This window comes from Laspinema palackyanum D2c (assembly GCF_025370875.1).
GTDB classification, from domain to species: Bacteria; Cyanobacteriota; Cyanobacteriia; order Cyanobacteriales; family Laspinemataceae; genus Laspinema; species Laspinema palackyanum.
In genome coordinates this window covers 82,228-104,046 of record NZ_JAMXFD010000019.1, presented here as the reverse complement: position 1 = coordinate 104,046, position 21,819 = coordinate 82,228, and the positions used below count along the sequence as shown (strand labels likewise).

General features: G+C 48.5%; 14 protein-coding genes. 11 read left to right on the top strand and 3 right to left on the bottom strand.

What is annotated here, in order from left to right:
- Positions 1 to 418: 418 nt before the first annotated feature.
- The 11 genes from NG795_RS19890 (at position 419) to NG795_RS19835 (ending at position 18,630) form a co-directional block, all read left to right on the top strand.
- On the top strand, positions 419 to 5,071 hold the full coding sequence (locus NG795_RS19890) for a PAS domain S-box protein (RefSeq protein ID WP_367290388.1): 4,653 nt from the start codon (positions 419 to 421) through the stop codon (positions 5,069 to 5,071).
- A gap of 362 nt (positions 5,072 to 5,433) precedes the next feature.
- Positions 5,434 to 8,034 (top strand): penicillin acylase family protein, encoded by a 2,601-nt coding sequence (locus NG795_RS19885; RefSeq protein WP_367290387.1) that lies wholly within the window; start codon positions 5,434 to 5,436, stop codon positions 8,032 to 8,034.
- Positions 8,035 to 8,680: 646 nt separating this feature from the next.
- Positions 8,681 to 11,230 carry a sensor domain-containing protein gene (locus tag NG795_RS19880; RefSeq protein WP_367290386.1) on the top strand — a complete coding sequence of 850 codons (2,550 nt, stop codon included), beginning with the start codon at positions 8,681 to 8,683 and terminating at the stop codon, positions 11,228 to 11,230.
- A gap of 160 nt (positions 11,231 to 11,390) precedes the next feature.
- Positions 11,391 to 12,212 carry a PHP domain-containing protein gene (locus tag NG795_RS19875; RefSeq protein WP_367290385.1) on the top strand — a complete coding sequence of 274 codons (822 nt, stop codon included), beginning with the start codon at positions 11,391 to 11,393 and terminating at the stop codon, positions 12,210 to 12,212.
- A gap of 17 nt (positions 12,213 to 12,229) precedes the next feature.
- A complete protein-coding gene (locus NG795_RS19870) occupies positions 12,230 to 12,568 on the top strand; it encodes a cupin domain-containing protein (protein ID WP_367290384.1) in 339 nt (112 codons plus the stop codon).
- Between the two features lie 244 nt (positions 12,569 to 12,812).
- A complete protein-coding gene (locus NG795_RS19865) occupies positions 12,813 to 12,998 on the top strand; it encodes a hypothetical protein (RefSeq protein ID WP_367290383.1) in 186 nt (61 codons plus the stop codon).
- 412 nt (positions 12,999 to 13,410) lie between these two features.
- Complete coding sequence (locus NG795_RS19855) at positions 13,411 to 15,501, top strand: hybrid sensor histidine kinase/response regulator (protein ID WP_436836068.1); 2,091 nt, start codon at positions 13,411 to 13,413, stop codon at positions 15,499 to 15,501.
- Positions 15,502 to 15,630: 129 nt separating this feature from the next.
- A complete protein-coding gene (locus NG795_RS19850) occupies positions 15,631 to 16,908 on the top strand; it encodes a response regulator (protein WP_367290382.1) in 1,278 nt (425 codons plus the stop codon).
- A 236-nt stretch (positions 16,909 to 17,144) separates the two neighbouring features.
- On the top strand, positions 17,145 to 17,276 hold the full coding sequence (locus NG795_RS19845) for a hypothetical protein (RefSeq protein WP_367290381.1): 132 nt from the start codon (positions 17,145 to 17,147) through the stop codon (positions 17,274 to 17,276).
- A 217-nt stretch (positions 17,277 to 17,493) separates the two neighbouring features.
- Complete coding sequence (locus NG795_RS19840) at positions 17,494 to 17,760, top strand: hypothetical protein (RefSeq protein WP_367290380.1); 267 nt, start codon at positions 17,494 to 17,496, stop codon at positions 17,758 to 17,760.
- A gap of 198 nt (positions 17,761 to 17,958) precedes the next feature.
- The gene (locus NG795_RS19835; RefSeq protein WP_367290379.1) at positions 17,959 to 18,630 is read left to right on the top strand and encodes a Fe2+-dependent dioxygenase; all 672 of its coding nucleotides are present in this window, start codon (positions 17,959 to 17,961) and stop codon (positions 18,628 to 18,630) included.
- Positions 18,631 to 18,676: 46 nt separating this feature from the next.
- Here NG795_RS19835 and NG795_RS19830 read toward each other — a convergent pair whose 3' ends face one another.
- The 3 genes from NG795_RS19830 to NG795_RS19820 all read right to left on the bottom strand — a co-directional run bounded on the left by NG795_RS19830 (position 18,677) and on the right by NG795_RS19820 (position 21,800).
- Positions 18,677 to 19,504: a carbohydrate ABC transporter permease gene (locus tag NG795_RS19830; protein ID WP_367290378.1), complete on the bottom strand. Its 828-nt coding sequence runs from the start codon at positions 19,502 to 19,504 to the stop codon at positions 18,677 to 18,679.
- A gap of 26 nt (positions 19,505 to 19,530) precedes the next feature.
- Entirely contained in the window at positions 19,531 to 20,460 is a 930-nt protein-coding gene (locus tag NG795_RS19825; RefSeq protein WP_367290377.1) for a carbohydrate ABC transporter permease, read from the bottom strand.
- A gap of 74 nt (positions 20,461 to 20,534) precedes the next feature.
- Positions 20,535 to 21,800 (bottom strand): extracellular solute-binding protein, encoded by a 1,266-nt coding sequence (locus NG795_RS19820; RefSeq protein WP_367290376.1) that lies wholly within the window; start codon positions 21,798 to 21,800, stop codon positions 20,535 to 20,537.
- Between the last annotated feature and the right edge of the window lie 19 nt (positions 21,801 to 21,819).

Genomic DNA, 21,819 nt, shown 5'->3' with positions numbered 1-21,819 from the left:
CTATAGGAGTGAACGGCCTCAACGCTCCTCGGGCAGGAACTCCCGAGGTGAGTGGCCGGAAAATCTGCTTAAAAAATGATAAAATTAAAATCAATTCAGATGGCGGAAATTCCGACTAACAAACCAATGGAAAAACCGAGGATACATCAGCGAGAAAATACTAGAGATTGCCCAACTCTTCCACCCTTGATTAGGAACCTCAATGAAGGGAATCGGTCAGGTCCTATAAACAGCGAAGAAGACTACTGGATGATTAGGGATGACCGAATGGGGAATCTCTCCCGGGGCAGAAATACCTTAAACTCATAGTCGAGGCATGATCGCTCCCCACGCTAAACTAAAAGACGTTGCTGCAAATATGGACGCGCAGGTAAGGCTCCTGCCCAGAGCGCGGGCTAGCTAACTCAGAGGGCGGAATATGTTCAGGAAATACAAGCGCTCCCATCTGCTGAATTATGGTGTTGCCGCAGGCTCGGTGGCGATCGCACTGGTGCTGACTCAACTGCTATTCCCACTGATTCAACTGACTCCCTCCATCCTGTTTTTTGCAGCGGTGGCAGTGACGGCTGGATATGGCGGAATCGGTCCCGGGTTATTTGCCACCCTGCTCTCCGTGGCGACGATTGACCATTTTTTTAAAAACTCCCCCTTTACCTGGAGCATCGAATGGGGCGATCTGATATGGGTCGCGGTATTAAGTTTAGTCACGGTTCTGATTCATTCCCTCAAAGAGTCTAAACGTGCCGCTGTACAGGAATTACAAAAAAAACAAGAATTTTTGCAGGTGATGACGGATTCATTACCTGTGGCAATTTCTTATGTAGATGCCTTAGAACTCTATCGTTTCAACAATCAACGCTACGAAGACTGGTTCGGACATTCGCGGGATTCCCTGTCCGGGAAGCACCTCAAGGAGATTCTGGGAGAGGGTGCCTATCAAGTGATTCGGCCTTATGTCAAGGTGGCATTATCCGGACAGTCAGTGACTTATGAAACCAAAATTCCCTATCAAGAGGGAGGGTCTCGTTATATTCGCGCCACCTACGTTCCTGACTGGGGTCACCACCAACAGGTGAAAGGATTTATTGCGTTTATTGAAGATATTACCCAGCAACGGAAGGCGGAAGATAGCCTGCGTGAGTCCCAACAGCGGAGTAAATTAGCTTTAGATGCGGCTCAAATGGGGACCTGGGAGTGGAACCTCAAAACGGGCAAGGTGAAGCGATCGGCGATGGTGGCGCGGATTTTTGGCAGCGACCAGGGCAGCTTTGATGGGACTTATGAAGCTTTTGTGCAAGGGATTTATCCCGAAGACCGCCCCAGTTTCGAGCAGGCGGTTCAAGAGGCGATCGCCAATCGTGCCGATTATGAAATCGAATTTAGAATTCCTAGAGGCCATCTGGGCATCCGTTGGGTGTTATGTAAGGGTCAAGTCTTGCTGGATCAGGATGACAAGCCCCAGCGGGCCCTCGGGGTCTGCATGGATGTGACGGAAAGTCGGTATGCCTCGGAAGCCCTCCGGGTGAGTGAAGAACGATTTCGGCACATCTATGAGTCGAATTTGATTGGATTGGTGTTTGGCGATCGCAATGGCAATATTAGCGAAGCCAACAATGCGTTTCTAAATATTGTGGGCTACACCCCGGATGATTTGCGATCGCGTCGGGTGATTTGGCAGAATCTCAACCCCTTTAATCTCAGCGACGATGAGGACATGACGGTTGGTCTGGTGGCAGGAGTGGCCACCCCCACAGAAACGGAATTAATTCGCAAAGATGGTCGTCGCGTCCCGGTTTTGATGGGCCAAGTGCCGCTCCAAGACTACACCAATATGGGGATTAGCTTTGTTCTGGACCTAAGCGAACGCAAACAAGCTCAAGCGGCTTTAAGCGAAAGTGAAGAACGTCTCCGCCTCGCTTTGGAAGCGGCCCACATGGGAATGTGGGATTGGGATATCGCTACGGGCAAAATTGCCCAGTCTGATATTGTCGATCGCTTGTTGGGGTTGGAAGTCGGTAGCTTTGGCGGAACCTACAATAGCTTAATCAAAATCGTTCATCCCGATGATCGGGTGCGATTCAATGCTCACGCGATCGCTACGATGGAACGCGGTCAAGATTTTAATGTGGAATTCCGAGTGGTGAAACCCGATGGCACCGTTGCCTGGGTTGCTAGTATTGGCAAACGACTCCCGGATAAGGCCAAAAATGGCGATCGCTTGATCGGGGTCTGTATGGACATCACCGAACGCAAGCAAATCGAACAGGAACTCTACCGTCGGGAACAGGAATTTAAGGCCCTAGCCGAAAATGCCCCGGATATCATCGCTAGGATGGATTCCGAAGGGCGCTATCAGTATGTCAATCAGGCGATCGAACAAGTGACTGGCATCTCTCAGACAGCCTTTATCGGCAAAACTTTTTCTGAGTTGGGATTCCCCGAAGAAATTGATGCTTTGTGGAAACAAAGCGTCAGCGAGGTCCTCGCCACGGCACAAGAGGGGATTGTCGAGGGCTATTTACCCACCCCGAAGGGAACGCGATACTATCAATCTCGGTTGGTTCCGGAACAGGCGATCGATGGCTCCCTGGACCATGCGATCTGCATCAGTCGCGATATCACTGATCTCAAACAAACCCAAGAAGCGTTACAGGAAACCAACCAAACCCTCACCGCCCTGATTCAAGCTTGCCCCTTGGCGGTGATGGTCTTGGATCCGACAGGTAAGGTAAAAATGTGGAACCGCAGCGCTGAGCGGATTTTGGGCTGGAGTGAATCGGAGGCGATCGGGCGTCAATTCCCAGGTATCCCCTCCGCAAAACGAGGTGAGTTACAAGAAAATATTTCCGCTACCCTCGCGGGGAATCCCTTAATGGGCGCGGAAGCTCGTCGTCTGACTAAAGTGGGCAAAGAAATTGATGTGGCGATCTGGACGGCCCCCTTGCGGGATGCCAAGGTTCAGGTCAGCTACCTATCCATCTTGGCGGATATTAGCGATCGCAAGCAAGCGGAAGAAGCGCTGCGCGAGAGTGAGGACCGCTTCCGCACCTTGGTCAACTCGATGGATGACATCGTATTCACGTTGGATCGTCAGGGTCGGCATACGGCGATTTTTGGCCGATGGTTTGAGCGCACCCAGATCCTGCCGGAAAACTTTCTGGGCAAAACTGCTGCGGACCTGTTTGGTTCGCAAGCAGCGGAGATTCATAACCATGCGAATCAAAAAGCCCTGGCTGGGGAGAGCGTTATCTATGAATGGAGTTTCCAGACGGATGCCGGGACTCAATATTGTCAAACCTCTCTCTCTCCCCTGCGCGATCGCCAGGGGAGAGTCACGGGAATTGTCGGTGTGGGACGGGATATCACCGAACGGCAGCAAGCGGAACAACGGCAATATTTCCTGGCGGAAGTCTCTTCAGTTCTGGCTTCCTCTCTGGATTACCCCACCACCCTCAAGAGTTTGGCGAATCTGGTGGTTCCGACGATCGCCGATTACTGCGTGATTTATATTGTGGAGGATGGCGGACAAATCGCCGGATTGGCAATGGCTCATACCGATCGGGCGAAAGAGGCGTTGTTGGGTGAGATGGAACAGTATTATCCTCTGGACTTAAATCATGACGATGGAATTGTCCAGGTTGTCTCCTCGGGTAAGCCGATCCTGATTCCGGAATTGACGGATGAAATGCGAGTGGCAGCAGCTCGGGATCCTGAACATCTCAGACTGATGCGGGAACTGGGCTGTGTGTCCTGCACTATTGTCCCGTTGCTGGCTCGGGGTCGGACTTTGGGTGCGATTAGCTTTAATCTCGCTTCTGTCGGGCGTCGGTACAAACCCGAGGACCTGATGTTGGCGGAGGAGTTGGCGCGGCGGGCGGGGTTTGCCATTGATAATGCGCGGTTGTATCGTGAGTCCCAGGAAGCTAACCGGATGAAGGACGAATTTTTGGCGATCGTCTCTCACGAGTTGCGAACGCCGTTGAATGCGATGTTGGGTTGGGCGCAGTTACTCCGCACGCGCAAGTTTGATGAAGCGACGACAGAGCGAGCATTGGAGACGATTGAGCGCAATGCCAGGGTGCAAACCCAGTTGATTGAGGATTTACTCGATGTTTCCCGGATTTTGCGGGGGAAAGTGGCTCTGAGTTTGGAGCCTGTGGATTTGAGTGTGGCGATCGCCTCGGCGATTGAGTCTTTGCGTCCGAGTGCTGAGGCGAAGCAGATCCAACTGATTCAAACGGTCAAAAAATCCGTGGGGGTGGTTTCTGGGGATATTAATCGGATTCAGCAAGTGGTGTGGAATTTGCTCTCGAATGCGATTAAGTTTACGCCAAGTGAGGGACGGGTGGAGGTGCTCTTGAGGCGATCGCGCAATTTTGCGATTCTGGAAGTGGCGGACACGGGAATGGGGATCGCACCGGAGTTTTTGCCCTTTGTGTTTGAGCGGTTCCGTCAAGCGGATAGTACGACGACGCGCTCTTACGGGGGGTTGGGTTTAGGTTTGGCGATCGTCCGTCATTTGTTGGAAATGCATGGGGGCAGTATTCGGGCTTACAGTGAGGGAATCGGCAAGGGCGCAACGTTTACGGTGACTTTACCGCTGTTACAACGCACAGAGGGGAACGAAACAGTGGGGGATGTTTCTGAGCTGATTTTGGACCATTCGGACCCCACGGATGATGATGTTCCCTTAGCGGGGTTGCGCGTGCTGGTGGTGGAGGATGAAGCGGATACCCTGGAGTTTTTGATTGCTACTCTGGAAATGGCTGGGGCGATCGTTCGGGGTGTTTCATCGGCAACCCTGGCATTAGCGGCGATCGAGTCAGAAAAACCGGATGTTTTGGTGAGCGATATTGGAATGCCGGAATTGGATGGCTATTCTTTGATCCAACAAGTGAGAAGTCAGGAGTCCGATTCTGAGCCGGTTCTTCCCGCATTGGCACTCACTGCTTATGCCCGGGATAGCGATCGGGCTCGCGCTCTGAATGCTGGCTTTCACCAGCATATCTCTAAACCGATTCAACCGGCTCGTCTGATTACAGTGGTCAAAAATTTGGCAAGTAAGGGATAAAGCAGGTCCCACAGATGGCCCGAGTTTGAACCCTACCTTGATCAAGGTGGTAAAACGCGCTCAACCGTTTGTAGTAAACCCTTTAGGGGTGGTTTTTTGACTCCTCAAGGAGTCACTACGAACGTTTGTCCTTATCCCTTTAGGGGTTGCCTTATAAATTGGCCACCTTGACAGGGCTAGGTTTGAACCCTACCTTGATCAGGAAAAACCTCCCATCCTCTTGAAGTGTCTGACAGCGGATTTCGGTTTTCTGCCCGGGGTTGAGAGGGGTTAAAAATCTGAAAGGTTGTTACACCTAACGGAGTCCTAGATGGGTACGGCTATCCCGCCCAAGCCCCTCGGTCTCATCCTCAACCCGGTCTTTGACTGACGAATTTGCATTACACTCTCATGGTAGCGTTGATTTGATGATACCCCAGTTTCGTAAAGTCTTGCAAATCTTCGGGGCGATCGCTGTAATTCTCACCGTTACAGTGACCTCCCTAACCTTATATTGGGTAACCGATTCTTGGCCACAACAATCGGGCCAGATTCTGTTACCCCAACTGAGCGATCGCGTTGAGGTGCGACGGGATGGCTATGGAATTCCCCATATTTATGCATCAAATTCTCATGATTTATTTCTAGCACAAGGCTACATTCATGCCCAAGACCGCTTTTGGCAAATGGATTTTTGGCGACATCTCGGTGCCGGTCGTCTTTCGGAACTCTTCGGTGAATCCCAACTGAAAACCGATCAGTTTTTACGCACCCTAGGATGGGCCAGGATTGCTCAACAAGAACTCCAAACTTTACCCGATGAATTCCTAGGTCCTTTAACCGCTTATACCGAAGGGGTCAATGCCTATCTCCAAGAACATCATGGCACTGATTTAAGTTTAGAATATGGCGTTTTAAAAGTAATGAATGCCAGCTATCAACCGGAACCTTGGCAACCGGAACATACCCTAACTTGGGCGAAGGTGATGGCTTGGGATTTAGGCACAAATCTGGATGAAGAAATCGAACGGGGTGTCTTACTCCAAACCTATTCTCCGGAACAGGTGGATGAACTATTTCCCCCCTATTCTAATCAAGCTCCGGTTATTATACCCGATTGGAAAATTGCCCAAGGGGACAGTGATTTAATCCGGAATCAGTTGGGCGAAATTCCATCAAGAGAAACGGGAGTTTCTATGGCGGCGATCGCCTCGCAACTTTCCCCAACTTTCAACTCAGTTTCTGAGCAACTATCCGCCCTGGCTACCCTCACAGGTCCCCGAGGCGGGGAAATCGGGTCTAACAGTTGGGTGGTTTCCGGTGCCAAAACCCCCACCGGCCAACCCTTGTTAGCCAATGACCCTCATTTAGGGGTACAAATGCCTTCAATTTGGTATGAAATGGGTCTGCATTGTACTTCTAAAACTCCAGATTGTCCCTATGATATCACCGGGTTTTCCTTCGCTGGCATGGTCGGAGTCATCATTGGTCACACCGATCGCATCGCCTGGGGATGTACCAATGTTGGGGCCGATACGATGGACCTTTATATCGAAAAAATTAATCCTGAAAATCCCAATCAGTATGAAGTGAATGGGAAATGGGTGGACATGGATCAGGTCACCGAAACCATTCAAATTGCAGGGGGAAAGACGCAATTACAAACCGTTCGCTACACCCGACATGGCCCAATTCTCTCAGAAGCTTATCCTAAGCTCAAACCCTTGCTGCTTCCGGACTTAGCCAGCATTAACCCCAGCATTTATGCGATCGCTTTGCGCTGGACGGGTTTAGAACCGGCCCGTCTATTTACCGCTATTCTCCAACTGAATCAAGCCCAAAATTGGCAGGATTTCCGCAAGGCGGCCCAGGATTTTGATATCGCGGCCCAAAACCTCCTCTATGCCGATATAGACGGGAATATTGGCTATCAAATGCCCGGGAAAATTCCCATGAGAACCCAGAGTGATGGTCGCTATCCCGTACCCGGTTGGACCGATGAACAGGAGTGGAAGGGCTATATTCCCTTTGAGGAACTCCCCTTTACCTTCAATCCTCCTTCCGGTTATATTGTCACGGCGAATAATGCAGTCGTTGATGAGAGTTATCCTTATGTGATTACCAAAGATTGGGATTATGGATTTCGCGCCCAACGGATTTTGGAACTGTTGAACACCAAGAAAACGGGGTTTGATTTTGAATCCTTCCGAGAAATTCAAGGAGATAATTATAATCTTAATGCTCAAAGGTTAGTCCCTATTTTACTGAATCTGACCTTCGAGGATTCCCACCTAGAAAGGAGTCGAGATTTATTAAAAGATTGGGATTTGCAGATGGATAAGCACAGCTTTGGTGCAGCTCTTTTTGAAACATTTTGGAATAACTTATTATCCGCAACATTTCATGACAATTTTCTAGTAGATTTTTGGCCTAATGGCGGTCAGCGATGGATAAAAGTCATTGGCGATTTAGTTGAGAATCCCGATAGTTTTTGGTGGGATAATGTTCTGACTCCGGCAGTAGAAAATCGCGATTTCATCTTTCAAAAAGCCTTTGGCGAAGCGGTGGCCGAACTCGAAAAGCGCTTAGGCAAAAATCCCCAGGGTTGGGAATGGGGAGATTTGCATCAGGTGACTTTTAGAAATCAAAGTTTAGGTCAGTCGGGAATTGCTCCCCTTGAGGCAATTTTTAATCGGGGTGGCGTACCGATATCCGGTGGGAATGCCATTGTGAATGCAACAGCCTGGAATGCTCGAAAATCCTTTGAGGCCACTTGGATTCCATCCATGCGGATGATTGTGAATTTGAGCGATTTGGATGCTTCTGTTGCTGTCACCTCTACGGGGCAATCCGGTCATGCTTTCCATCGTCATTATAGTGATTTGATACCGCTGTGGGGCAATCTGGACTATCATCCTCTGGTGAGCAGTCGTTCTGGGGTCGAATCGAATACGAGAGATACCCTAATTTTGCTTCCGAATTAGTGCAGGGGGAAGTTAGAACAAGAGAGGCGATCGCCATCCGGGGAAAGGGTGACCCTCACCTCTGGGTTCAGTCCCTAGAGGAGATGGATTCTCCTCAACGTTTGATTTAAAGGAAGATCCATCTGCTCTAAACCGCCGATCGCCTGGATATTCAACTCAATCGCTATTAATCAATTGATTGTTTCCTATCAAAGGGTTTCCTGGATTCTCAGATGGAGGGTGTTACACATCTTAAATTAAGTCAAAAATCTGCTAAAATTTAAAAGTCATTCCAGCGCTTGTCGCAACTAACTTCTAAAAATCAGGGGTAGTCTCTCCCCACCCGGAATGGCGAGAATGGGCAAAAAAGCAAGTAAAATTCTATCAAGGAGGTGCATAATTGACGGAAAACATTTAATAAAAACCCCCAGTTTTTCTACTCTATCCGCTCGCGGAGGGGAACCCCCGGCAAGGGAATAGCCCCGACTAATGGCTGAATCTGGATAGAAGGCAAAAATCCAATTTAAAGTTTCCTTTTAATCTGAACAAGTTGACGGCATTTTCTCTGAAAATAGAGGGGTTTCTCAGATCAGGAACCTTACTGCATATCTATTATTTTGCTCGCTCACAAAATTTGGACGCATTTTTAAAGAAGCAGCGAAAGCTTATGAAACGAGATAGCGCCGATGAATGGCAATTAAACTTCTCTGGTCCAGATCAAGTGATCGTCTGGACCTGTCCTTGCCTAGTCTGCTCAGAACTGTTCCAAGTCAGGCTGATACCGGAGGCGATCGCCCTGACCCCTGTCGGGGGGTTAGGGTGGGTCTGTACTGTGGGGTTGGCAAGTTTTGCATTGCTTTATTGGGCGATCACCCGCCACCGAAAATCACGCTTAACCGCCGCAGGGCAACAGGCCGCTCCATCCGTCCCCCGGGACAACTCTGAGCTCCTTCATGACTCCCTGGATGGGGGAGAAGCGGACTATACTTTAACTATAGCACAGGAAATAGCAAAACAGTCGTTTCGGAGTTTGCGCCCTAGGACCGAAGAAGCGCCTCAACTCCAGCCATTGTTCCCGACAAGCAGCAAATCCGAAAATCCCGAACTCCAATTCTTGCAACTCCATATCCAGCGACTGCCCATCGCACATATTCTCTTGGATGCCGAAGGTCGCTTTCTGGGGTGGAATGCCGGGGCCGAACGACTGTTTGGGTATAGTAGCCAGGAAGTGCTGGGCCAGACCTCGGATCTGATCGTCCCCCCCCAAACGCGATCGCAGGTTGCCCAACTGTTGCAGCGTCTCACCCAAGGGGACCTCAACGCCCATAGCATTAACGAAAACCTCACAAAGTCGGGGCAGAAGATTGTCTGTGAGTGGTATAATACCCCCTTGTTTAACGACCCCAACCGATTTACCGGAATTCTCTCAATGGTGCAAGACATCACCGATCGCTGGCAGAGTGAGGTCACCCTGGAAGCGTTGAAAACCGAAATGAACACCCTCTTAAATGCCATTAATGAGGTAGTTTTGTTGTTTGATGCCCGAGGATGCTATCTAAAAATTCTGCCGACCGATTCTCCTTTGCTACAAAGTGCCGCCTCCCAACTCTTGGGCAAAACACTCCATGAGGTTTTTGAGTCATTCTTAGCCGATCGCTTTTTAGACTACATCCAAAGAACAATCCGGGAACAAAAGACCTTTGAGTTAGAGTATGAAATCATCCTGGGCGATCGTCCGGTAACATTTTCCGGCAAAGTCTCTCCCCTCAATAGCGAGCAGGTTCTGTGGGTGGCGCGGGATATCACCGATCGCAAGCATATCAAAGATCTCCTGCGGCGTTATGCCTTCGTCGATCCCTTGACGGGATTGGCGAACCGCTGTTCATTCGTCCGATGCCTGGGAATCGCCATGCAGGATGCTCACAACCAGTCCCGCGCCACCGCATCGGCATCCCCGGGGAAAGTGTCATCGCCCAAAGTCGCCGTCCTGTTACTGGATATCGACCGCTTCCGAATAGTCAAATATAGCCTAGGTCATTGGGTGGCCGATCGCCTGCTGATTGCCACCGCCCATCGCCTCCAGTCCTGTTTAAATCCCGGGGCGACCCTCGCTCGCATTGGGGGGGACGAGTTCGCCATTTTGCTAGATGATATCACCGCCCTCGCCGAGGTTACCCAGCTTGCCGATCGCATCCAATCCGCCATGCGGTTTCCCTTTTCCCTAGACGAACAGGAAATTTTTTCCTCCGTGAGTATCGGCATTGCCCTCGATAACGGCGGGTATGAGCGATCAGGGGAACTCCTGCGCGACGCCGATACTGCCCTTCATTACGCCAAACAGCAAGGTCAGGGCCAGTCTGTCTCCTTTGCCCAGGATATGCATGAAGGGGCGATCGCTCGGTTACAGTTGGAAACCGATCTGCAACGGGCGATCGCACATACCGTCCATCCCAACCCCCCAGAAAGCCAACCCTTTCAAGTGTACTATCAGCCCATCGTTTCCCTCGCGACGGGCCACATTGTGGGATTTGAAGCCCTTGTGCGCTGGCATCACCCGACTCGGGGTCTCGTCTCTCCCGGGGAATTTATCCCCGTCGCCGAGGAAACCGGACAGATTGGGGCGATCGACCGCTGGGTGATGACCGAAGCCTGCCGTCAGTTGGGGTGGTGGCAACAGCGATATCCAGCCGCCGCAGAGTTGACCATGAGCGTGAATGTTTCGGGAGTCAACTTTGGTCAAGTCGGTACCATTGAACGGATCGAGCAGACCCTGCGCTCCAGCGGGATTTGTGGCCGTTACTTAAAGTTGGAAATTACCGAAAGTGTGATTCTCAAAAATACCGGGTCCGCCTTAGCACTTTTGGACCGGATTCAAGCCTTGGGAATTAATCTGTCCATTGATGATTTTGGAACAGGTTACTCTTCCTTGGCGCGGTTGCACGAATTGCCCCTCAATACCCTCAAAATTGACCGCAGCTTTGTCAGCCGGATGCGCGGATTAGATGAAAGTTGTGAAATCGTCCAGACCACCATTGCGTTAGCTCACACCCTCGGTTTGGATGCGATCGCCGAAGGGGTCGAAACCGCCCAACAGGTCGAACTCCTAAGAACCCTGGATTGTGATTACGCTCAAGGGTACTTTTTCTCTAAACCTGTAGACAGTGAAGCCGCTTTAAACCTGATTTTATCTGAACATCAGATTTTTAACAACGGATAACCTCGGCCCCTCGGGACTTAATTCTGACTTAAAGCGACCTGACCCGTTTAACGGTCCGGTAATCCCACTGGGGTTTCTCCCTTCCCGGAGTCAGGGAATCGGCTATAATTTTGAAGAACTGAAGAAGCAATCACCGGGCGATTTTAGGTAGAATTAAATTATGCTAGAACTTCACTGTCACACGACCTATTCTGATGGTACTTTGACCCCGACTGAACTGGTGGAACAGGCATTGGCCGCAGGGGTCCGGGCGTTAGCGATTACCGACCATGATACCATGTCCGGATGGCCCGAAGCGATCGCCGCTGCGGAATCTGTAGCGCTCGAAATCGTGCCTGGGCTAGAACTGAGTACCGTACATAACGGGCGATCGCTGCATATTTTAGGCTTTTATCCCGACCGGGAAAAATTACAACAGCCTTTAAACGAACGACTGCAAGGCCGAATTGACCGGGCACAACAAACCCTCGACAAATTAGCCGCCCTCGGCTATCCCGTGGAATTACCTCCCTCAACAGGTGGAATGGCCCCCGGACGTCCCCATATCGCCGCAGCTTTACTCAAAGCCGGTTATATTAAAACCTGTCAAGAAGCCTTTGAACGATGGATTGGAGAAGACAAACCCGCCTACGTTCATTATGAAAAATTTTCTATTCAAGATGGGATTAATCTGTTGCGGAGTTGTGGTGCAGTTCCCGTCTGGGCGCATCCCTATTTATTTCGCGGTGGACCTGTGGAAACGGTTTTAAAAGAAATGGTCGAAGCGGGTTTAATGGGTGTTGAAGTCTATCATCCTCATCATACCCCTCACCAAGTCCAGAAATTAGAAGAATTTTGTGCAGAATATGGGCTATTGATGACCGGAGGCAGTGACTATCATGGACCGAGTATTGATGGGAAACACTCCAGCCACCTCAATCAATTTAATTTGTCCTTAGAGTTGCTGGAACCCATCAAAGCAGCCGCTCAACAGTTGCGTTAAATTGGAGAAAAAATTCGGTGAAAATTACATCCTTAACCCATCTGCCCCCGGAATCGGTTTCTCATAATCGGGAGATTCAAAAAAAAGTGATGCTAAAGGCGGGAGATCTGCCCCACCTCACCAATTTTTCCCAGGCAAAATTTGCCCCCGGTCAAGTGGCTGCTGCCCATGCTCATGCGGATATGTGTGAGGTATTTTTTGTTTCCCAAGGATCGGGATTAATTCGCGTCAATGGCACCGATTATCCCATAGAAATGGGAACTTGCATTGCGATAGAACCGGGAGATGTTCATGAGGTGGTGAATAATAGTTCGGGGGATTTAATTTTAACTTATTTTGGCTTAAAAGTGGGATGAATTTAGAATAATTAGGCCGGATTTATAGTCAATCGCCGAGGCTAAGAGGGGGATTTTACAAAAATTTGCCAGGAGATTACTTATAGTCACCGCCTCAACCGGAGAATAAGTGAGGATTGGGTCGGATAACAGTGATCGCTGGGCCAATGGATGATGATCTCACGAAACCGATTTTTGGAAAAGATTGACCACGGGGAGCCGACAGTGGAGCCACCGTAGCCCGGAGCATGGGATCGCCTCCCCCGTGAACCCGACGGCCACCGAGGGACCCGCACCCGACCCATCCCCAGAATCGGTGTCATGGAGTGGGGAACATTGGAGTGAGGAAAAACATCTATTAGAGATTGCCCGAAGCGATCGCCAGTTTGCGGTGGAACTGCTCACCGCATGGATTGAGGATAGCAAACCGGATCGGAAAGATGCCAGTTAAGCTCTCATCCCAGGCGATGCCGTCACCCTCGGGTGTAAGGCACAGCAAATTCAAGGGGGAAGCGCCACCATTGCGGCGATCGCCATACGGAAACTAGCTGCTAACCTAGAAAAGCAACCCAAAGAGAAGAATTTTGAGGAGGCCGATAAACTGGTGGGACAACTGAAAACGATTTTAAACCCAATTGAGAAATGGGTCAGGGATTGGCCCGTCTAATCCCTTGTCAGCCCCAGGCGATCGCCTGGATAAAGAGGCTCTATCCCACCCAAAATGAGGGCCGAAAATCAATTGAAATTTGAATAAACATCGGAAAAAATGTACAGTGAAGAAGGGTTCAGGCTTTGTTGTCGTTTGTCCTTTGTCGTTTGTCCTTTGTCCTGTGTCTTTTGTCCAATTCTACCGCCACCTACTCATGTCAAAAATACTCGTTATAGATGATGATGGGGTAACTCGCTTACTCCTGAAACGGAACCTCCAAATGCAGGGATATGAGGTAACCTTGGCTAAAAATGGAGCCGAAGGACTGCGACTGGCGGAAGAACTGCATCCGGATTTAATCGTCTGCGACTGGATGATGCCCCTCGTGGATGGCGTGGAAGTCTGTCGCCGCATCAAAGCTCACCCGATCTTAGCCACCACCTTTTTTATCCTCCTCACCGTGCGGGGACAAGTCGATGATCGCATTCAAGGTCTGGATTCTGGGGCTGATGAATTTCTCTCCAAACCGATAGAAAGTGATGAATTACTGGCCCGAGTTCGTGCAGGATTGCGACTGCGCCAATTAACCCAGCAATTAAGCCAAGCCAATCAACAGTTATCGGCCCTAGTAGAAGTTCAACAACAGTTATTAAGTGCTGTAGATTCCACCCCGGAAGAAGCCAATTCCTCCTATATCCAGTTGCTCGCCCCTCTCGGACAAGCGGCGCAAGCGAGTCGTGCTTATATGAGCGAACTCTATCAGGATCAGGCGGGAATCGAGCCCCTGGTGTTATGCGAGTGGTGTGCAAAGGAACCCACGGGAAACCTGAGTCAACAGAAGTCCCCAGAATCTGAGGGTCTAATCCCGCCCAATCCCTTACCCTGGCGCTGGATGGAAAGCTTCCACAAGGGCGAAATTGTGGCGGGGAAAGTGAGCGATTTTCCCGAAGGAGAACGGGAGATATTGGAACAAGCGCACCTGGATTCCTTGTTGATGTTACCCCTCACCCTCAAGGATGAATTAGTAGGATTTATCGGCTTTGAGAATTGTGCGATCGCCGATCTGGATTCCCTGCTGCCGATTTTGCGGGCGGCAGCCGCAGCGATTTGCCTGCATCGCGATCGCTCCGCTGCCTTACTCGCCCTGAGAGCCAGTGAAGCCCGCTATCGGGCGATTATAGAAGACCAAACTGAATTTATCTGTCGCTTTGCTCCAGACGGGACCGTTACCTTCATCAATGATGCCTACTCTCGGTATCTAACCATGACCCGAGACGAACTGATGGAAGGCTCTGTGGTTCCCTTTCGGCCCCACTTTGAGCGCGATGTTGTTAACCAGCCCGTGATCAATCGAGAAGAATGCGAAGTTTTACCCAATGGAGAAGTGCGATGGCATCACTGGACCGAACGCGCTGTTTTTTCCGGAGATGAACTCGTTGAGTTTCAAGCGGTTGGGCGAGATGTCACCGAACGCAAGCAAGCCGAAGAGGAAACCCTAAAAGCTCTCGCGAAAGAAAAAGAACTCAATCAGCTCAAAACTCACTTCGTATCAATGGTTTCCCATGAATTTCGCACTCCCCTCACCACTATTCTTTCCTCCGCTGACTTACTGGAATATTACCAGGAAGACTTTCCCGACTCCAAAGGTGATAAAAAGCTCCAAGCCATCCAACGGATTCAAAGTGTTTCCGTCACGATGACCCAAATGATTGATGATGTCCTGTTAATCGGTCATGCCGAATCAGGAAACCTGCAATGCAACCGCAAGCCCTTAGACTTGGTTCAGTTTTGTCAGCAATTAGTCGAGGATATGCAGTTTATTGATAATGGTTTACATGGGCTTGAGTTAATCCTTTCCCAACCGACTCTCGCCGCCTGTATGGATGAAAAATTACTGCGGCATATCCTGACTAATTTACTCTCAAATGCCCTTAAATATTCCCCAGCAGGGATGGCAGTTCAACTGGAACTGTGCGATCGCCAAAATCTCGCCATCTTTCACGTCAAAGATCGGGGCATTGGCATTCCCCCGGAAGACTTGCCCCATCTGTTTGAGCCATTCCAACGCTGTCGGAACGTCGGTACAATTTCCGGCACCGGCATGGGACTAGCCATTGTCAAAAAGTGTGTAGAAATTCATGGCGGAGAAATTTCCGTACAGAGTGAAGTGAGCGATGAAAAACGACCGGGCGGCACAACTTTAACCGTCATCTTACCTCGGTTTCCCCTGAATAACCTCACCCCCAGCCTCAACGACCAGTTCTCAGAATCTGTCCAGGCAAAATTGCCGAAAAAGAAGCCTTAAACCCTGCCATGACCCGTGACGCCCCCGCTACTTCTGTGCCCCTTTAAACTGGGATTGTCTCGAACTTTAAGGTATGATATTCTGACCCATAGACGGGCCTAAAAATTATGATTAATTTTCCTCAATCTTATGGATAAAATTCTAGTCATAGATGATGATTCTGCCACGCGCTTACTCCTCAAACGAGACTTAAAATTAGAAGGCCATGAAGTCACCGTTGCCAAAGATGGGGAAGAAGGGGTAAAACTTGCCCTGGAAGTTCATCCTGCGTTAATTATTTGCGATTGGGTGATGCCTTATTTTGATGGTGTAGAAGTCTGTCGCATCGTCAAATCCAACCCCGAATTAGCCCAAACCTTTTTTATTTTACTCACCTCGAAAGTCGATTTAGAGGACCGTATTCAAGGACTCGATGCTGGGGCGGATGATTTTCTTTCCAAACCCGTCAATCCAGCCGAACTCTTAGCCAGGGTCAGGGCGGGACTTAGACTGTATCATTCCCAGCAACAATTAAGCCAATCCAATCAACAACTCAGCCAAACCTTACGGGATTTACAACAAACCCAGGCTCAGTTAATTCAAAGCGAAAAAATGTCGTCAATTGGTCAAATGGTGGCGGGAATTGCTCACGAAATTAACAATCCTGTAACTTTTATTGATGGCAATTTGAATCATGCTGCGAAATATATGGGAGAATTGGTTGAATTTATTCAACTTTTTCAACAACACTATCCCAATCCTTTGCCCGAGATTAAAGATGCAGCGGAGGAATTGGATTTAGAATTTTTAATGGTCGATTTTCCTTCCCTGGTAGAATCCATGAAACGAGGGGCCAAGCGGATTCGAGAAATCGTGGAATCCTTACGAACTTTTTCTCATCTGGATGAAGCTGAACTGAAGGATGTGGATCTCCATGAAGGGTTGGATAGTACGCTCTCTATTTTAAAAGGGCGTTTAGAAGGGATTGAAACCGAGATTAACTATGGAAAATTACCTCGGGTGGAATGCTATCCTAGTGATATCAATCAAGTATTTTTTCACCTGATCAACAATGCGATCGATGCCGTGGGAAAACGCACCCAGCTACAAAATTACCCCAGGAATCAACCCGACTCCAACTCCCCACCCCCCCGGATTCGCATCTGTACCGAAACCCGCACCCCTTCCCATGCAGTAATTCGGATTTTCGATAATGGGATCGGCATTCCCAAAGAGACAGTCTCTAATATTTTCAACCCCTTTTTCACCACTAAAGATGTAGGTGCTGGGAAAGGTCTCGGTTTAAGCATTTCCTATCAAATCGTTGTGGATAAACACGGAGGAAAATTAGAAGTCCATTCCGAACCCGGTCAAGAAACAGAATTCGCAGTCATCATTCCCATCCATCCCACCAAAAAGTCATTTTAACTTCTGACCCTTCCTTTCTTTTTTCTTAGTAACGACTTGCTGCCGTTATTTTTTCATGTTCTTAGTAACGATTTCAGTCGTTATGTTCTTTTTTTTAGCAACGGTTTTAGTCAGGTGTTCGCAAAAAATAAAGCGAGGATTATTGGATTTTATAAATAATAGTTAAACCCAGGAATAAATTAATAAAATATCACCCCCAAGCTTAAAGAGGTTATCCTTTCCTTTTTGATATAACAATGTTGTTAATTGAAGATGATGAACGCAGTTCTGGTGCGATCGCCAGTGCGTCAGGGCAAATGAGCCAACGGGTTGACGATCTGCTCCGATTGGCTCGCATGGATCCCCAAGCCCCCGATCGCGCGGCATAGCGACAAATAGCCCTAGATGAAATAGGGTAAAGACCAGTGCGATCGCGCTGAAACTGCGGCGGGGCCTAGAAACCGGCTTTCTTAATTCAATCTCGGTTTTCAGCCAAAGTTATCGCAGAAACCCGGTTTCTTTTCCTTCCCAGATTTTTACTATTTGTTTCCTATAATTAGCTTATAATCACTTCTGACCCCCACTAATCACGATCACAAATTAACTATGAAATCTAAAGCTGTTGCACTATTTCTGAGTCTTGGTCTAGCGACAACCGTGGCGGCCTGTGCCGGTCAGCCCGAAGCAGAACAAACGCCCCCAGCTCCTACCACTGAAGATGCTGGAGAAGAGGGCGGCGCTCCCACAAACCCAGCTTCGACTACTCCCAATCCAGGTGCAACTGAAGATGGCGAAGGTGGCGAAGATGGCGAAGGTGGCGAAGAGGGCCAAGAGAACCAAGAGAACCAAGGTGGTGAAGGTGGTGAATCTTAGTGCATTGCCACTGTTGTTTCGTTTCGGAGCAACGATTGAACCATCTTAAGCATCATCTGATAATAACGATTTGATTGAGTCGGGGATTTTCCTAGTCTTGAATTAAATATCAGGGCTAGGGTATCCCTATCTATGCTCTCAACTCTTTGAGCCAGATGAAATCATCAATCTTTTTTAGCTAAATTTGGCCTTAATTCCATGATTTTATGTATTGAGCAAGTTCTCACCCCAGAACAGTTAGACGAGATTCAGCGCATTCTAAAAGAGGGTGAATTTGTTGAAGGTAAACTTACGGCGGGTAGGTATGCGAAAACTGTTAAAGATAACTATCAATTGAAAGCCGATACAGAGGACGCCAAAAAAGTCAGGGGAATTGTGCATAATGCGCTCTTGCAAAATCCCCTCTTTAAAGCCTCCGTGCGTCCCCAAAAAATTCGGCCAATTTTGTTTAGTCGTTATGAACCGGGAATGTCTTATGGTTGGCATACCGATAATGCCATTATGGGCGATGGAGAATTGGTGCGATCGGATGTCTCCCTAACCCTATTTCTCAGCGAGCCAGATACCTATGAAGGCGGTGAATTAGTCATCGATACCAGTCTTGGTGAACAATCTTTTAAACTCCCGGCAGGATCAATGATTGTTTATCCTTCTACTTTTCTCCATCAAGTTACGGAAGTAACCCAGGGGATTCGTTTCGCTGCGGTGACTTGGGTTCAAAGTCTGGTTCGCGATGTTCAACAACGGGAAATTCTCTTTGAACTTGATACGGTTAGAAAGTCAATCTTTGAGCAATATGGCAAAACCGTAGAATTCGATTTACTGTGCAAAACCCATGCCAACTTACTGCGCCAATGGGCGGAAATTTAAGCCAAATTCTCCAAATTACTGCCAGATGTAGTCCAGTGGAGCATTCTCACCCTTTATTCCCTGTAAATGTTACCCCTTGCACAAAATAACGATTAAAAAAGGCATAAATCGCCAATGCGGGTAACGTAAATACCATTGAAGCGGCCATGATATAGTTCCAATAACTGATATATTGACCCTTAAACGTATTTAACCCCAACGGTAACGTAAACATATCCTGACTGGATACCACAATTAAGGGCATGAAAAAATTATTCCAGCTTCCCATAAAAATAAAAATAGCTTGAGCAGCTAGGGCCGGTTTTGCTAAGGGCATTACCACCTTCCAAAAGGTTTGCCATCGATTCAATCCATCTAATGCTGCCGCTTCCTCCAGTTCCTTCGGGAAATTCACAAAGAACTGACGCATCATAAAAATAAACGTCGCATTGACCATACTGGGGACAATTAACCCTTGATAAGTATTCAACCAACCCAAGGATTTTAAAATTAGAAATGTGGGAATCAACGTGATTTGTCCGGGAATCATTAATACCGCTAAAATCATCCCAAAAACCAGCCTATTGCCTCGAAAGGGAATTCGGGCTAGGGCATAGCCTGCCATCGAATTAAAGACAATATTAAACCCCGTAACGCAAACTGCTACAAAGGCACTATTGAACAGCCATCGCCCGAATAGGCGTTCTCGGGTAAAGATGGATTGATAGTTCTCCAGGGTGAAATTTTTGGGAATAAAATTCATCCCTCCTTCCACAATTTCTGCTAAGGGTTTAAAGGATGCCGACATTGCCCAGGCAAAGGGAATAAAGGTGACGATCGCATACAGAATTAAGAATCCGTACAGCAGCGCTTTTAATCCAGAAATTCGCTTCATTCTCCGTGAGTCTCCTATGATGACGATTACTGAGGCATATCTTCTTTAAACAGATACCGTTGTACCAGGGTAGCTAAGACGATCGCCGTTGCTAATAAGAGGGCTAAGGCAGCCGCATATCCCATTTCTAAACTCTTAAACGCATACTGATAAATCAACAACACCACCGTCAAGGTAGAATTATTGGGACCGCCGGACCCTCCGGAGAAAATATAGGATTGGTCAAAAAGTTGAAACGTGCCAATAATGCCCATGACAATGATAAAAAAGGTCACAGGTTTGAGTAAAGGCAACGTAATATTCACAAAGCGATCGCAACCATTCGCCCCATCAATTTTGGCCGCTTCATAGAGGGACTCGGGAATATCCTGGAGGGCTGCCAAATAAATCACCATGAAAAAGGGAGCACTCGCCCAAATATTCATAATCATAATTGATTTCAGGGCAATATTTGGGTCTCCCAACCAATTGTAAGTCGGTAAACCAAACCCCTCTAAAAAATGATTCAGTAGCCCATCGGCATTGTAAATCCACATAAAAATCAGGGTTAACACCGCCGATGAGGTAATCGTTGGCAGGAAAAACACCACCCGAAACAGATTTTTTCCGCGAATTTGGGCATTCAGAACCAAGGCTAACATTAAGGCAATGAACGTCTGGATGGGAACAACGATCGCCACATATTCTGCCGTATTTTTCAAGGCAATCCAAACCCGTCCATCGTCCACCAATCGGGTAAAATTCCGCAGGTGGACAAACCGATAGCTCATTTCCCCTAAAATCTCAACTTTGTGAAACGAGAGGAAAATCGCATACAAAATCGGCAACCCCAAAAACACCCCTAAAATCATTAAAGCCGGGGTGATAAACAGATAACCGGATAGGGAAGGGGAAAAGCGAAAACTCCGAGTTTTTTTAGACCGAGAAGCCTCGGAATTCAAAGAAGAGGCTGGCATAGATTTGAGGGGGATGCTAGTCATAGTTTAGGGAGGTCTTTGGCTGAGGACCGGACGGCCTTAATTCCCGTGAATTAATACAAACTCGCTTTAATTTCCTGGTTGGCAGTCCCTTGGGCTTTTTTCATCGCCTCTGATAAAGATTGTTCCCCTAATAAAGCACTGAGAAACTGGTTGTTAAAATTTTGGGTAACGAGGGACAAATTTTCTCCCGCTTGCCAGAGGGTAGCATAGTCGGCACCGGCGACAAAGGGCGCATAGAGGGGATTATTCGGATATCCCAGTTCTGCCAGGACTGATTTGCGGGTGGGTAAGATTAATCCCCCACTCGCCCAAGCTTTCATGCCTTCTTTTCCCGTTAGATAAGAAATCAATTCCCAGGCTTCCTCTTTGTGGGTAGATTGTTTATTCATGACGTAGGCAACAGTAAAGGCCATTGTCCCTTTTTTGCCATTAATGGTCGGGACGGGGGCAATGGCAAAAGAAATCCGAGGAAAGGTTTCTTGTAGGTAAGGAATCGCCCAATTCCCATCAAGGACCATTGCGGCTTTTCCCTGTCCAAACATTTCGCTGACGTTACTTGCGCCGGTATCGGAGGGGATGCCTGCGGTGCGAGCTTGTTGATATTGTTCGATAACGGGGGCGAGTCCTTTTAAGGCTTTGGGTTGAGCAAATGCCGCGAAGCCTTTGCGATCGACAAATTGCCCGCCAAAGGCACGAATCATAAAGGCTTGACGGGTTAATTCGGGAACCATGCCATAGCCATAGCGTTGGATGCGCCGATCGCGATTCCGTCGCCGGGTTAATGCTTCAGAATACTCCTGTAATTGCCCCCAAGTTTTGGGCGGTTCACTTAACCCTGCTTCCTGGAAAAATTCGGTATTGTAATAGAGCGCTAGGGTGGAGAAATCTTTGGGTAAACCGTAGATTTTGCCCTTATATTTAAAGGCATTCAGCATCGCCGGTTGAAAATCTTTGAGGTCAAATTCTGGGGTGATATAGCGATCGAGGGGTTCTAATACGCCCCGATGCATCAGTAAGGGTGCTTCTAGGGTATCTAAATAAAAGATATCCGGGGCCGCATCCCCAATTAATCGGGTTTTGATGACATCAGAATACTGATCCGTGATGACTTCATACCGGACTTTAATATGGGGGTGGGTGGCTTCAAAATCTCGGAGTAGCTGTTCGAGAAGCTGTTTTTCTACGGGACTACTTTGCCACCCACTGAGGGTGAGAGTGGTGACATCTTCCTCCAGGGAACTGCCGCAGGCGGTGAGACTGAGAACCAGCAGCAGGACGATCGCCCACTGGCACAGAAGCCGATAAAGTTTTGACATAAATCCTGCTCTCGGGTAA

Excerpts from the sequence above, each read along its gene's own strand:
- NG795_RS19850 (WP_367290382.1), top strand. The coding sequence starts at position 15,631 with ATGGATAAAATTCTAGTCATAGATGATGATTCTGCCACGCGCTTACTC.
- NG795_RS19890 (WP_367290388.1), top strand. The coding sequence starts at position 419 with ATGTTCAGGAAATACAAGCGCTCCCATCTGCTGAATTATGGTGTTGCC.
- NG795_RS19820 (WP_367290376.1), bottom strand. The coding sequence starts at position 21,800 with ATGTCAAAACTTTATCGGCTTCTGTGCCAGTGGGCGATCGTCCTGCTG.
- NG795_RS19855 (WP_436836068.1), top strand. The coding sequence starts at position 13,411 with ATGTCAAAAATACTCGTTATAGATGATGATGGGGTAACTCGCTTACTC.
- NG795_RS19830 (WP_367290378.1), bottom strand. The coding sequence starts at position 19,504 with ATGAAGCGAATTTCTGGATTAAAAGCGCTGCTGTACGGATTCTTAATT.
- NG795_RS19875 (WP_367290385.1), top strand. The coding sequence starts at position 11,391 with ATGCTAGAACTTCACTGTCACACGACCTATTCTGATGGTACTTTGACC.
- NG795_RS19835 (WP_367290379.1), top strand. The coding sequence starts at position 17,959 with ATGATTTTATGTATTGAGCAAGTTCTCACCCCAGAACAGTTAGACGAG.
- NG795_RS19825 (WP_367290377.1), bottom strand. The coding sequence starts at position 20,460 with ATGCCAGCCTCTTCTTTGAATTCCGAGGCTTCTCGGTCTAAAAAAACT.
- NG795_RS19880 (WP_367290386.1), top strand. The coding sequence starts at position 8,681 with ATGAAACGAGATAGCGCCGATGAATGGCAATTAAACTTCTCTGGTCCA.
- NG795_RS19840 (WP_367290380.1), top strand. The coding sequence starts at position 17,494 with ATGAAATCTAAAGCTGTTGCACTATTTCTGAGTCTTGGTCTAGCGACA.
- NG795_RS19845 (WP_367290381.1), top strand. The coding sequence starts at position 17,145 with ATGTTGTTAATTGAAGATGATGAACGCAGTTCTGGTGCGATCGCCAGT.